Here is a 12,246-nt window from a genome sequence, read left to right on the forward strand (position 1 = left end):
GTCCCACGGACCGGAGGAATCGTGCCCCGCACCCTGGCCAACGCCCCGATCATGATCCTCAACGGGCCCAACCTGAACCTGCTCGGCCAGCGCCAGCCCGAGATCTACGGCTCCGACACCCTCGCGGACATCGAGGCCCTGTGTGCCAAGGCGGCAGCCGCGCACGGCGGCACGGTGGACTTCCGGCAGTCCAACCACGAGGGCGAACTGGTCGACTGGATCCACGAGGCACGCCTCAGCCACTGCGGCATCGTCATCAACCCGGGTGCCTACTCGCACACCTCGGTCGCGATCCTGGACGCCCTCAACACCTGCGACGGCCTGCCGGTGCTCGAGGTCCACATCTCCAACATCCACAAGCGCGAGTCGTTCCGGCACCACTCCTACGTCTCCCTGCGCGCCGACGGGGTGATCGCCGGATGCGGCGTGCAGGGCTATGTGTTCGGCGTGGAGCGGGTGGCGGCACTGGTCGGCGCCGCCACCGCGGAGGCGTAGCGCGCCTCGGAGCCGGCCTCAGAGCCGGCCGGCCTCCACGATCCGCCGCAGGAAGCGCCGGGTGCGCTCCTGCTGCGGGTCGCCGAACACCTGCTCGGCGGTGCCGCGTTCGAGTACGACACCGCCGTCGAGGAAGCAGACCTGGTCGGCCACGTCCCGCGCGAAGCCCATCTCGTGCGTGGCGAGCACCATGGTCATCCCCTCGCCCTTGAGGTCACGGACCACGGTGAGCACCTCGCCCACCAGCTCCGGGTCGAGGGCGGCGGTGATCTCGTCGAGCAGCAGCAGCCGGGGTCGCACCGCCAGGGCGCGCACGATCGCCACCCGCTGCTGCTGGCCGCCGCTCAGCCGGTCGGGATAGGCACCCGCCTTGTCGCCCAGCCCGAGGCGGTCGAGCAGCTCCCCGGCCCGCTCCTCGGCCTCCGCGCGGGAGACGCCGTGCACCCGGCGCGGCGCCAGGGTGATGTTGTCCAGCACGGTCATGTGCGGGAAGAGGTTGTAGGCCTGGAAGACCACGCCGATACGGCGGCGCACCGCGTCCTGGTCGGCACGCGGGTCGGTGATCTCCTCGTCGTCCAGCCAGATCGCGCCGTCGTCGATCTCCTCCAGCAGGTTGGCGCAGCGCAGCAACGTCGACTTGCCGGACCCCGAGGCGCCGATCAGCGCCGTCACCGTGTGCGGGGCGACCTCCAGGTCTACGTCCCGCAGCACGACCGAGTCCCCGAACGTCTTACGGACGGACTCCATGCGCAGCACAGGCGCGTCGCTCATATGGATCCTCCCTGGGCCCGCCGCCGGTCCATCCGGGCCGTCACCCAGTCCGTGAAACGGGTCATCGGGATGGTCAGCGCCACGAAGACCAGCCCGGCGACGATGTACGGCGTGTAGTTGAGGCTGCGCTGGGCGATGATGTCGGACGCCCGTACGGCGTCGATGGCGCCGCCGATGGAGACGAGCCCCGTGTCCTTCTGCAGTGACACCAGGTCGTTGAGCAGGGGCGGCACCTGACGGCGCACGGCCTGGGGGAGCACCACGTACCGCAGCGCCTGCCGGTTGGTCAGCCCCAGCGAGCGGGCCGCGGCGCGCTGCGAGGGGTGCACGGACTCGATGCCCGCGCGGAAGACCTCGGCGACATAGGCGGAGTACGTCAGCGTCAGCGCCGTACCGCCCAGCAGCACGGGATCGACGGTCACGCCCTGGAGGCGCAGTGCGGGCACCCCGAAGACCACGATCATCAGGTTGATGATCAGCGGCAGACCGCGGAAGAAGTCCGTGTAGGCCGCCGCCAGCGCGCGCAGGGGGAAGAAGACGGGCCCCGGCAGCGTACGGGCGATGGCGATCAGCATGCCCAGGACGAGCACCAGTACGCCGCAGATCAGCAGCAGCCGGACGTTCAGCCACAGGCCTTCGAGGACCTTGGGGAACGCCTCGCGCGCGTACTGCCCGTCGAAGAATGTCTCCTTGGTGCGTTCCCAGCCCGGCGCGCTGACCACGACCAGGTAGAGGACGACGGCCGTGGCCAGGGTCGACAGCGCGGCGATCGCGGTCGCGCGGCGGGCGCGGGCACGCTTGTAGCGCTCCCGCTCCAGCCGCCGTTCGGAGGGGGCGTAGCCGTCGGCGCCGCCGGGGGCACCCGCGGGCATGTCGCCCTTGTCGTCCGCGCCCTCCTGGCCGGACTCTTCCTTGGTGACCGTCACTTGAGCACCGGAGCGTCGACGGCGTCGGACAGCCACTGCTTCTCCAGCTTCGCCAGGGTGCCGTCCTTGCGCAGGGCGTCCACGGCCGACGTCACGCAGGACGTGAGGCCGCTGCCCTTGTCGAGTACGAGCCCGAACTGCTCGGGGGTACCGCTCTGGTTCTCGAACTGACCGACGATCTTGGCGTTCGTCACCTGGGCCGCGGTGACGTAGAAGGCGGTCGGCAGGTCGACGACGATCGCGTCCACCTGGCCGTTCTTGAGCGCCGAGATGGCCTGGTCGTTCTTGGAGAACGCGGCCGCCTCCTGCGACGGCTTCACCACGTCGCTGATGTAGTTCAGGCTGGTCGTGCCGACCTGGGCGCCCAGCTTGAGGCTCTTCAGGTCTGCGATGCCGGTCGCCTTCGCGGCCTTGCTGCCCTTGAGCGCGACGACCGCCTGGCGCACGTCGTAGTAGCCGGACGAGAAGTCCACGGCCTTCTTGCGCTCGGCACTGATGGACACCTGGTTGATGTCGAAGTCGAAGGTCTTCACACCGGGGGCGAACGCCTTGTTGAACGGCACGCTCTGCCAGACGACCGCGCTCTTGTCGTACCCCAGCTGCTTCGCCACGGCGTAGGCGACCGCCGACTCGAAGCCCTCGCCGTTGGCCGGCTTGTCGTCCTTGAACCACGGCTCGTAGGCCGGTTCGTCCGTCGCGATGGTCAGTTTGCCGGAGGTCTGGGTGGCCAACTTGCCCTTGGCACAGGTGGTTCCGGCCGACGAGGAGGACCCGCCGGACGCCTTGTCGGCCGGCTGCGGAGCGCAGCCGACGGCGGTGGCGAGCAGGGCTATGGTGGCAGCGGCGGCAGCGCGGCGCAGTGCGCTCGGGGCAGGGTGCATGGCGGGAGAGTGACAGCGAACGCAGCGTTTGTCCACGTCAAGCGGGTGTTTGTCCGCATAGTGGGAACGGGTGTTGCGGTCTTGTGAACGCTGCGCGTGGGGGAGCGGACGCGCCGGGGCCGCCGGCCGAGGGCGGGGAATGATGACCGGCGGCCCGTACCGCGCAGGAGCCGTCATCCTGTGCGGGGCTGTCACCAGTTGACCGCGCGACGGCGCGCGCGGGGAGCGTGCGCCGGAGGCCGGTGCGTGCGAACTCTTCACACGGGGCGCGCGACGGGCCTGCGCGCCCCGTGCTCACCACCGTCGCGCCCTGCACTCACCACCCGCGTGCGTGCCACTCCGGCAGGTGCGGGCGTTCGGTGCCCAGCGTGGTGTCGTTGCCGTGCCCCGGGTAGACCCAGGTCTCGTCCGGCAGCTCGCCGAAGATCTTCGTCTCGACGTCGTGGATCAGGCTGGCGAACGCCTTGGGATCCTTGCGCGTGTTGCCGACGCCCCCGGGGAAGAGGCAGTCCCCGGTGAAGACGTGCGGATGGCCGTGCGGGTCGTCGTAGACCAGGGCGATGGAGCCCGGGGTGTGGCCGACCAGGTGGCGGGCGGTCAGTTCGACGCGGCCGACCCGGATCACGTCGCCGTCGCCGACCAGGACGTCGGTGGTGACCGGGATGCCAGGGGCGTCCTCGCGGCCCGCGTACGTCCGGGCGCCGGTCGCGGCGACGACCTCGGCCAGCGCCTGCCAGTGGTCGCCGTGCTGATGCGTGGTGACGACGGACGCGATGCCGTCGTCACCGATCATGCCGAGGAGCGTCTCCGCGTCGTTGGCCGCGTCGATCAGCAGTTGCTCGTCGGTGGCGCGGCAGCGCAGCAGATAGGCGTTGTTGTCCATCGGCCCGACCGCGATCTTGGTGATCATCAGGTCCTTGAGCTCGTGCACGTCCGCCGGTCCGCCGACCGTCACCTCTCCGCTGTACGTCATGGCGATCAGCCTATAGCGGGGAGCGCGTGCCGATGTGCCGCGCGCCGCTCGCGCGCTAAAGCGGCGGAAGCGCGGGCAGGGCGCCGCCCTTCACGGCCAGGGCCGAGCCGTCGCGGCGGCCGGCGAGCCAGCCCAGCAGGTCGGCGGCGGAGCCCTCGACGGCCACCGGATCTCCTGGTGCGCCACCGCCCGTCGTCCAGACCTGGCCGCTGTCGCTGCGCAGGCCTGTCGACGGGACCGCCGGGTGGCCGCCGAAGCGTTCCGCGAGAAAGTCGATCTCCCGCTCGGTGAACTCCTTCGGCAGGTCCTCCAGCTCGTACCCGATCCCGAGGTCGACATGGTGCAGCTCGACCTCGGCCCAGCGGCGGAACGGCACCCGGGCGGCGGCGTCGGTGACCCCGTTGCGCAGCTCCACCGTGCGCGTCCAGTCGGCGGGCTCGGCCGCTCGGGCCCGGAATCGGGCGTGGCTCTCGCGCAGGTCGTCGAGCTGTACACCGAGCGCACGCGGCGCGTCACGTTCGATGTCGGTGTCCCGTGCCTCGGCGGAGTCGTACATGGGACGTCCGTCCAGGACGTTGGCGAGCGCGTCCGCGTTCCGGGCGAGGTGGGCGAGGATGTGGCCGACCGTCCAGCCCGGCAGCCGTGACGGCCGCGCGCCCGCCGCGTTGTCCAGTGCGGCGACTGCGGTGAGGAGCCGTTCGGTCGCTTCGTGTACAGACGCCAGGTCATGAGCGTGATCAATCATGGGGCTGACAGTAGCCCCGCCACACCTTCGGGTGAAGGTTTCGCACGAGCTCCGTAAATCGAATGCGCGTGCTATATCGTCGATAGCGGCGTCGGGCATGCTGGATGGTCCGGGATTGTTTACGCATCCAGGAATCCGACCGGCGTTGTCAGTGGCTCCCCCTAGTCTGAAGAAGCACGGGGCCCTGCCCCTGTCACTTCTCTCAAGAAAGGTGCGGACCGGCTGTGGCCGACCGTCTCATCGTCCGTGGCGCGCGCGAGCACAACCTGAAGAACGTCTCGCTCGACCTGCCTCGTGACTCGCTCATCGTCTTCACGGGTCTGTCCGGGTCGGGCAAGTCCTCCCTGGCCTTCGACACGATCTTCGCCGAGGGCCAGCGCCGCTACGTGGAGTCGCTCTCCTCGTACGCCCGCCAGTTCCTCGGGCAGATGGACAAGCCGGACGTGGACTTCATCGAAGGCCTGTCCCCCGCGGTGTCCATCGACCAGAAGTCGACCTCGCGCAACCCGCGCTCGACGGTCGGCACCATCACCGAGGTCTACGACTACCTCCGGCTGCTCTTCGCGCGCATCGGCAAGCCGCACTGCCCCGAGTGCGGCCGCCCGATCTCCCGCCAGTCGCCGCAGGCCATCGTGGACAAGGTCCTGGAGCTGCCGGAGGGGAGCCGCTTCCAGGTGCTCTCGCCGCTGGTGCGCGAGCGCAAGGGCGAGTTCGTCGACCTCTTCGCCGACCTCCAGACCAAGGGCTACTCCCGCGCGCGCGTGGACGGCGAGACCATCCAGCTCTCCGAGCCGCCGACCCTGAAGAAGCAGGAGAAGCACACCATCGAGGTGGTCGTCGACCGCCTCACGGTGAAGGGCACCGCCAAGCGCCGCCTCACCGACTCCGTGGAGACCGCGCTCGGCCTGTCCGGCGGCATGGTCGTGCTCGACTTCGTCGACCTCCCCGAGGACGACCCGGAGCGCGAGCGCATGTACTCGGAGCACCTCTACTGCCCGTACGACGACCTGTCCTTCGAGGAGCTGGAGCCCCGCTCCTTCTCCTTCAACTCGCCCTTCGGCGCCTGCCCCGAGTGCACGGGCATCGGCACGCGCATGGAGGTCGACCCGGAGCTGATCGTCCCGGACGAGGACAAGTCGCTCGACGAGGGTGCCATCCACCCCTGGTCGCACGGGCACACCAAGGACTACTTCGGCCGCCTGATCGGCGCCCTCGCGGACGCGCTGGGCTTCCGCACCGACATCCCCTTCGCGGGGCTGCCGCAGCGTGCCAAGAAGGCCCTGCTCTACGGCCACAAGACCCAGATCGAGGTCCGCTACCGCAACCGGTACGGCCGCGAGCGCGTGTACACTACGCCCTTCGAGGGCGCCGTGCCGTTCGTCAAGCGCCGGCACAGCGAGGCCGAGAGCGACGCCAGCCGCGAGCGCTTCGAGGGCTACATGCGCGAGGTGCCCTGCCCGACGTGCCAGGGCACGCGCCTGAAGCCGATCGTTCTCGCGGTCACGATCATGGACAGGTCGATCGCCGAGGTCTCGGCGATGTCCATCAGCGACTGCGCCGAATTCCTGGGCGAGCTCAGGCTCAACGCGCGCGACAAGAAGATCGCCGAGCGCGTGCTCAAGGAGGTCAACGAACGCCTGAAGTTCCTGGTCGACGTCGGCCTGGACTACCTCTCGCTGAACCGCGCGGCCGGCACCCTCTCCGGCGGCGAGGCCCAGCGCATCCGCCTGGCCACCCAGATCGGCTCCGGCCTCGTCGGCGTCCTGTACGTCCTCGACGAGCCGTCGATCGGCCTGCACCAGCGCGACAACCACCGGCTGATCGAGACCCTCGTCCGGCTGCGTGACATGGGCAACACGCTCATCGTCGTCGAGCACGACGAGGACACCATCAAGGTCGCGGACTGGGTCGTCGACATCGGCCCCGGCGCGGGCGAGCACGGCGGCAAGGTCGTGCACAGCGGCTCCCTGAAGGAGCTGCTGGTGAACGAGGAGTCGCAGACCGGCCAGTACCTGTCGGGCAGGAAGGCGATCCCGCTGCCCGACATCCGCCGCCCGCAGGATCCGTCCCGCCGGCTCACCGTGCACGGCGCCCGCGAGAACAACCTCCAGGACATCGACGTGTCCTTCCCGCTGGGCGTGTTCACGGCCGTCACGGGCGTGTCGGGATCCGGCAAGTCGACGCTGGTCAACGACATCCTGTACACGCACCTGGCCCGCGAGCTGAACGGCGCGCGGAACGTTCCCGGCCGGCACACGCGCGTGGACGGCGACGACCTCGTCGACAAGGTCGTGCACGTCGACCAGTCGCCCATCGGCCGCACCCCGCGGTCGAACCCGGCGACGTACACCGGCGTCTTCGACCACATCCGCAAGCTGTTCGCCGAGACCACCGAGGCGAAGGTCCGCGGCTACCTGCCGGGCCGGTTCTCCTTCAACGTCAAGGGCGGCCGCTGCGAGAACTGCGCGGGCGACGGCACCATCAAGATCGAGATGAACTTCCTCCCGGACGTCTACGTCCCGTGTGAGGTCTGCCACGGTGCCCGGTACAACCGGGAGACCCTGGAGGTCCACTACAAGGGCAAGTCCATCTCCGAGGTCCTGAACATGCCGATCGAGGAGGCCACGGCATTCTTCGAGGCCGTCCCGTCGATCGCCCGCCACCTGAACACGCTGAAGGACGTCGGCCTCGGCTACGTCCGCCTCGGCCAGTCCGCGACCACCCTGTCCGGCGGCGAGGCGCAGCGTGTGAAGCTCGCCAGTGAACTGCAGAAGCGCTCCACCGGCCGCACGGTCTACGTCCTGGACGAGCCGACCACCGGTCTGCACTTCGAGGACATCAGCAAGCTGCTGAAGGTCCTCGGGGGCCTGGTCGACAAGGGCAACACGGTCATCGTCATCGAGCACAACCTCGACGTGATCAAGACCGCCGACTGGGTCGTCGACATGGGTCCCGAGGGCGGCGCCGGCGGCGGACTCGTCGTCGCCGAGGGCACGCCCGAGGAGGTCGCAGGGGTCCCGGCCAGCCACACCGGCAAGTTCCTGCGCGAGATCCTCGGCGCCGACCGCATCAGCGACGCCAGCTCGGTGAAGGCACCGCGCAGGACGGCCGCGAAGAAGACGGCCCCGGCGAAGAAGACCGTCGCGGCCAAGTCGACGGCGAGAAGGACGGCGACCGCCACGACCGCCGACAACACGGCCACGAAGAGGGCGGCCGGAGTCACCAAGAAGGCGACTCCCGCGAAGAAGGCGACGCGGGCCGGCAAGGCCTGAGGCCGCCGGGCGAGAGGTTCGGAAAAATCCAGAAAAGTGCGGCGCCCCACGGGAACTCCCCGTGGGGCGCCGCTCGTTCCACGATCAGCCGTCGGATCTCCGCGGCCACGACGGACCTTGACCCCTCAACAGCGAGTCAGAGAGCGAAGCCTTCGAGTTCGGAGGCGTACGGCGGTTCGGCACCCGCCCGGGAGCACGTGATCGCGGCCGCCCGCGCCGCGAATCGCAGCAGCCTCGTCCACCCGTCGGCACCCAGTCCCAGGAGCGCCTCGGCGGACAGGGCGTCCTGGGCTGCCAGACCATGCAGCAGAGCCGCGTTGACGGTGTCACCGGCGCCGATCGTGTCCACGACGGCGACCTCCTCACCGGGAACGGAGTACACGGTGCCGTCACGGGTGAAGGCGCTGAGACCGTCACCGCCGTGGGTGATCACCACGGCCGAGGGCCCCGCCGCCAGCCATTCGTGCGGGGTGCCACCCAGCCACAGGGCGTCCTCCTCCGAGAGCTTGAGGAGGGTCACCGAGGGCAGCCAGCTCTTGAAGCGGGCCCGGTAGGCGTCCGGATCCGCGATCAGACCAGCCCGGATGTTCGGGTCGAGTGCGGTGAACAGGCCCTGCCCGGCCGCGTCGCGCATCAGCTCCTCGTAGGCACTCGCCCCCGGTTCCAGGACGAGCGAGAGTGTGCCGAAAGAGACGGCCCGGGTCGTTGCGGGGAGGCCGACGGGCGTGGTGAACAGGCGGTCGGCCGTGCCTTCGACGTAGAAGGAGTAGGAGGCGGAGCCCCGTGGGTCGATCGTGGCGGCCGCGAGGGTGGTCGGTTCCGGGCCGCGCTCCACCAGGGAGACGTCCACGCCGGCCCGCCGCAGCCCGTCCAGCAGGGCCTCGCCGAAGGCGTCGCCGGAGGCGCGGGAGCAGAACGCGGTGGCGGAGCCCAGGCGGCCGAGGGCCACGGCCGTGTTGTACGGGCCGCCGCCGAGCGCCGGCTGCAGGGCCGCGAGGGCGCCCGTGCCCTGCGGTACCAGGTCGATCAGTGCTTCACCGGCGACGACGATCACGAGAGGGTTCCTTTCCCGGGGTACTGAAGGGCGCTGGACGTGCTGGGGGTGTTGCGGGTACGAGGGGGGTCCTCGGCGGTGTCCTCCTCCCAGCACCCGCAGGACGTCCGGTGCACGAAGGCGCAGGGGAGCCGTACGGTCCGGGCGGGCCGGCCGGGCGAGGCCAGCCGTTCCAGGAGCACCCGGACCGCCTCGGCGCCGAGTTCCCTGCTGGGCTGGGCGACGGCGGTGAGCCGGGGCGAGAAGAGGTCGGCCCAGGCGAAGTCGTCGAAGCAGCACAGGGCGATGCCCTCCGGTACGGAGAGGCCCCGCGTGCGCAGGGCACGCAGGGCGCCGATGGTCATCGCGTTGTTGGCGGTGACCAGTGCCGTGGGCGGGGCGGCGAGCGACAGCAGGGCGGCGGTGGCCTGCTCGGCACCCGAGGCCTCCGAGTTGCCCGGGACGATCAGGTCCTCGTCGAGCGGCAGCCCGGCCGCGGCCAGCCCCTGCCGGTAGCCGGCGACCCGCTCGCCGGTGGTGCTCAGCCCGGGCAGCCCGGCGACCAGGCCGATCCGGCGGTGCCCGAGACCCGCGAGGTGGGTGACGAGCCGGGCCGTCGGCCCGGTGTTCTCGGCGCAGACCTGGTCGAAGGGCGAGGCGGTGTCCGCGTGGCCGTCGACGATCCGGTCGAGGAGGACGGTCGGTACGGCATGACGGCCGAGGTAGGCGAGGAGCGCACGCGGGTCGGCGGAGGGAGCGACGATCAGGCCGTCGACGCGGCGCTCGTGGAGGAGCTGGACGACCTTGCGTTCGTGCTCGGGGTCGTCGTGCGGGTCGGCGATGAGCAGGCTGTAGCCGTGCTCCAGGACGGCTGCCTCGACGCCCTGGAGGATCTCCGTGAAGTAGGGGTTGCTGATCGCCGACACCGCGAGCCCGATGGAACGGGTGCGGGACGTGACCAGGGAGCGGGCGAGGGTGTTGGGTGTGTAGCCCAGTTCCTCGATGGCGTCGAGCACGGCCTGACGTGTGTGGGGCAGCACCGGGCGGGTCTCGTTCAGCACATGGGAGACGGTCGCCACGGAGACACCCGCGCTGCGGGCGACGTCGGCCATGGTGGGCATGAGGCTCCCTTGTCGGTTCCCGCCCCGGGCAAGGGCTGTGTGGTCAAGGCTCGGGCCGCCGGTGCCGGCTCGGTAGGTGATCGGTACGTCGGTTCCCGCTCGGGCCGCCGCGCGAGACCTCCGGCCGGAAGCTACCCCATCCGCCACGTATGCGTAAACGCTTACGCAAGCGTTTACGCGCTCTCGAGAGAGACTCGCCCCCGCTCCGCCCCCCGCTCCGAAGCGGGACGATCCGCCCAGGTACTGTCATCCCGCGCGGTTCCGGCCGCCTGTCTCCCGGAGCCCCGCCCCACCCCGCCCCGAGCCACTGGAGCCCCCGTGCCCGCCCGCCCCTTCACGAGTCGCCGTACCCTCCTGCGCGGAGCGGCCGTCACATCGGTCGCCGGACTGGGGGCGGCCGCCTGCCAGGCACCCGGCGGTGCGGCGACGGCGGACGCCACGCCGACCGTGCCCGTCGACCTCGGAGCCGGCAGCGAGGTCGCCGAGGGCGGCGCCCGGCTCTACCGGGAGCACAACGTGGTCGTCAGCCGGTCCGCGGACGGTGTGCTGAAGGCGTACAGCACGATCTGCACGCACGCGGGGTGCCCGATCGACAGACTCCAGGGCACGACGCTGGTCTGTCCCTGCCACGGCAGCGAGTTCGACGCCGTGACCGGGAAGGTGGTGCGGTCACCGGCCACCGAGCCGCTGAACGGACTGCCGGTCAAGGAGTCGAACGGCCGGATCGTGGCGGGACCCGGCGCCTGAGCCGGGGACCGGTCGTCAGCGCCGGTTCATTCCCAGTCCCAGCCGATCCCCAGCAGTCCCGGCCGCACCCGGGGCTCGACCAGGTGGACGGAGCGGTGCAGCCCGCTGAGCGGCAGGGTCTGGCGGCCGGTGCGGGGGGCCGCCGCCGAGTGCTGGGCGAACCGGTGGCAGCGGGTCGGCACTGCGTCGGCCGGGAAACGCACCTGAAGGGTGTACTGGCCGCCCGGAAAGCCGAAGCCGCGGACGTACTCGCGTGAGACGCCGGCCGTGCCGTCCTCGACGGCGTAGCGGAAGAGGAAGGTCTCGCCGGAGCGCAGACGCGTGTCGAAGAGGAGTTCGGCGACGAGGAGGCCCGTCTCCTCGTCCGCACGGACGCGTCCCGCGCGGCAGTTCTCCAGTGCGCGCACGGTCATGTGCTGCGGGGCGCAGCCGGGGTCGCCGTGGTGGACGGCCACGAAGCGGTCGACGCCGTCCCGGTGGGCGCGCACGATGTGCTGCGACTCGCGGACCGCCAGTTCACGGTGGGTGCCGATCCGCACCCGCTCGTGGTGTCCCAGGGTGTGCAGGCCGCCGTCGAGGGACCAGCCGAGTTCGGCCTGCAGCCGGTCGAGGACGTCGCAGGCCTCGATCAGTGAGCGGTAGGAGCGGGTGGCGGGGCGGCGCGCGGCGGGCTCCTGGTCGGTGGTCTCGGCGAGCAGCCGGATCAGGGACTCGTCCGGGAGCTGGAGTATCTCCTCCAGCGCGCGGACGGCCCGCAGCGACTCCGGGCGCTGCGGGCGGCGGGCCCCCTGCTGCCAGTAACTCAGGCTGGTGACGCCCACTTTGACGCCGTAGCGGGACAGGTGGTGCTGCACGCGCTGGAGCGGCAGCCCGCGGGCGGCGATCGCGGCGCGCAGAGCCACGTGGAAGGGGCCGCCGCGCAGGGCCGAGTCCAGTTCCGCGGTCGCGACGTCCGCGTGCTGTGTGCCGTGCCGCATGCAGGGGGCCTTTCTGTCGGGGGGTTCAACGGCTGGTCAGGCCGTTGGCGCGACTCGGGGCCACCCCGTCGGCGCCGGGGCGGCCGCACCTGGGCAGGCCGCATCCGCAGGCCGTCGCTCACGGCCCCGAGTTCCCCCGCATTGAAGCGTGTTGACCAATCCCCGACAACACCTTCGGCCGGTCCGGGGCGCCCACCTGGCCGGGGCGCGACCCCTTCCACCGGCGGGAGGGTGCGGGCGTGGCCGGGCCGCTCTCGGCCAGGAGGCCGGAGATCGTTCGTGGATGAGGGGTCGATTTGGGGAGG

Annotated in this window: 11 protein-coding genes; 3 read left to right on the plus strand and 8 right to left on the minus strand. The window is 71.0% G+C overall.

What is annotated here, in order from left to right; translation table 11 throughout:
- The first annotated feature begins 21 nt into the window (after positions 1–21).
- Positions 22–495: a type II 3-dehydroquinate dehydratase gene (gene aroQ / locus ACFY0K_RS09410; protein WP_352355474.1), complete on the plus strand. Its 474-nt coding sequence runs from the start codon at positions 22–24 to the stop codon at positions 493–495.
- An 18-nt stretch (positions 496–513) separates the two neighbouring features.
- Here aroQ and ACFY0K_RS09415 read toward each other — a convergent pair whose 3' ends face one another.
- From ACFY0K_RS09415 to ACFY0K_RS09435, 5 genes are all read right to left on the minus strand, one after another.
- Positions 514–1,266, minus strand: a complete 753-nt coding sequence (locus tag ACFY0K_RS09415; RefSeq protein WP_390639308.1) for an amino acid ABC transporter ATP-binding protein — start codon at positions 1,264–1,266, stop codon at positions 514–516.
- On the minus strand, positions 1,263–2,192 hold the full coding sequence (locus ACFY0K_RS09420) for an amino acid ABC transporter permease (protein ID WP_390639309.1): 930 nt from the start codon (positions 2,190–2,192) through the stop codon (positions 1,263–1,265). The genes ACFY0K_RS09415 and ACFY0K_RS09420 overlap by 4 nt, the downstream gene beginning before the upstream one ends.
- Positions 2,189–3,073: an ABC transporter substrate-binding protein gene (locus ACFY0K_RS09425; RefSeq protein WP_390639310.1), complete on the minus strand. Its 885-nt coding sequence runs from the start codon at positions 3,071–3,073 to the stop codon at positions 2,189–2,191. The genes ACFY0K_RS09420 and ACFY0K_RS09425 overlap by 4 nt, the downstream gene beginning before the upstream one ends.
- Positions 3,074–3,389: 316 nt before the next feature.
- Entirely contained in the window at positions 3,390–4,046 is a 657-nt protein-coding gene (locus tag ACFY0K_RS09430; RefSeq protein WP_093504467.1) for an MBL fold metallo-hydrolase, read from the minus strand.
- A gap of 55 nt (positions 4,047–4,101) precedes the next feature.
- Entirely contained in the window at positions 4,102–4,791 is a 690-nt protein-coding gene (locus ACFY0K_RS09435; protein ID WP_390639311.1) for a maleylpyruvate isomerase family mycothiol-dependent enzyme, read from the minus strand.
- Between the two features lie 224 nt (positions 4,792–5,015).
- Here ACFY0K_RS09435 and uvrA point away from each other — a divergent pair, with 224 nt between their 5' ends.
- A complete protein-coding gene (gene uvrA / locus ACFY0K_RS09440; RefSeq protein ID WP_390639312.1) occupies positions 5,016–8,063 on the plus strand; it encodes an excinuclease ABC subunit UvrA in 3,048 nt (1,015 codons plus the stop codon).
- Positions 8,064–8,199: 136 nt separating this feature from the next.
- Here uvrA and ACFY0K_RS09445 read toward each other — a convergent pair whose 3' ends face one another.
- Positions 8,200–9,117, minus strand: coding sequence for a carbohydrate kinase (locus ACFY0K_RS09445; protein ID WP_390639313.1), 918 nt, complete (start codon positions 9,115–9,117; stop codon positions 8,200–8,202).
- Positions 9,114–10,217 carry a LacI family DNA-binding transcriptional regulator gene (locus ACFY0K_RS09450; RefSeq protein WP_390639314.1) on the minus strand — a complete coding sequence of 368 codons (1,104 nt, stop codon included), beginning with the start codon at positions 10,215–10,217 and terminating at the stop codon, positions 9,114–9,116. Before ACFY0K_RS09450 ends, ACFY0K_RS09445 begins: the two co-directional genes overlap by 4 nt.
- A 318-nt stretch (positions 10,218–10,535) precedes the next feature.
- Between ACFY0K_RS09450 and ACFY0K_RS09455 the strand changes: the two genes are divergently transcribed.
- Positions 10,536–10,964: a ubiquinol-cytochrome c reductase iron-sulfur subunit gene (locus tag ACFY0K_RS09455; protein WP_390639315.1), complete on the plus strand. Its 429-nt coding sequence runs from the start codon at positions 10,536–10,538 to the stop codon at positions 10,962–10,964.
- Positions 10,965–10,990: 26 nt separating this feature from the next.
- Here ACFY0K_RS09455 and ACFY0K_RS09460 read toward each other — a convergent pair whose 3' ends face one another.
- Positions 10,991–11,941, minus strand: a complete 951-nt coding sequence (locus ACFY0K_RS09460) for a hypothetical protein (RefSeq protein ID WP_390639316.1) — start codon at positions 11,939–11,941, stop codon at positions 10,991–10,993.
- Between the last annotated feature and the right edge of the window lie 305 nt (positions 11,942–12,246).

This window comes from Streptomyces sp. NPDC001507, from assembly GCF_042894765.1.
Classification (GTDB): domain Bacteria; phylum Actinomycetota; class Actinomycetes; order Streptomycetales; family Streptomycetaceae; genus Streptomyces.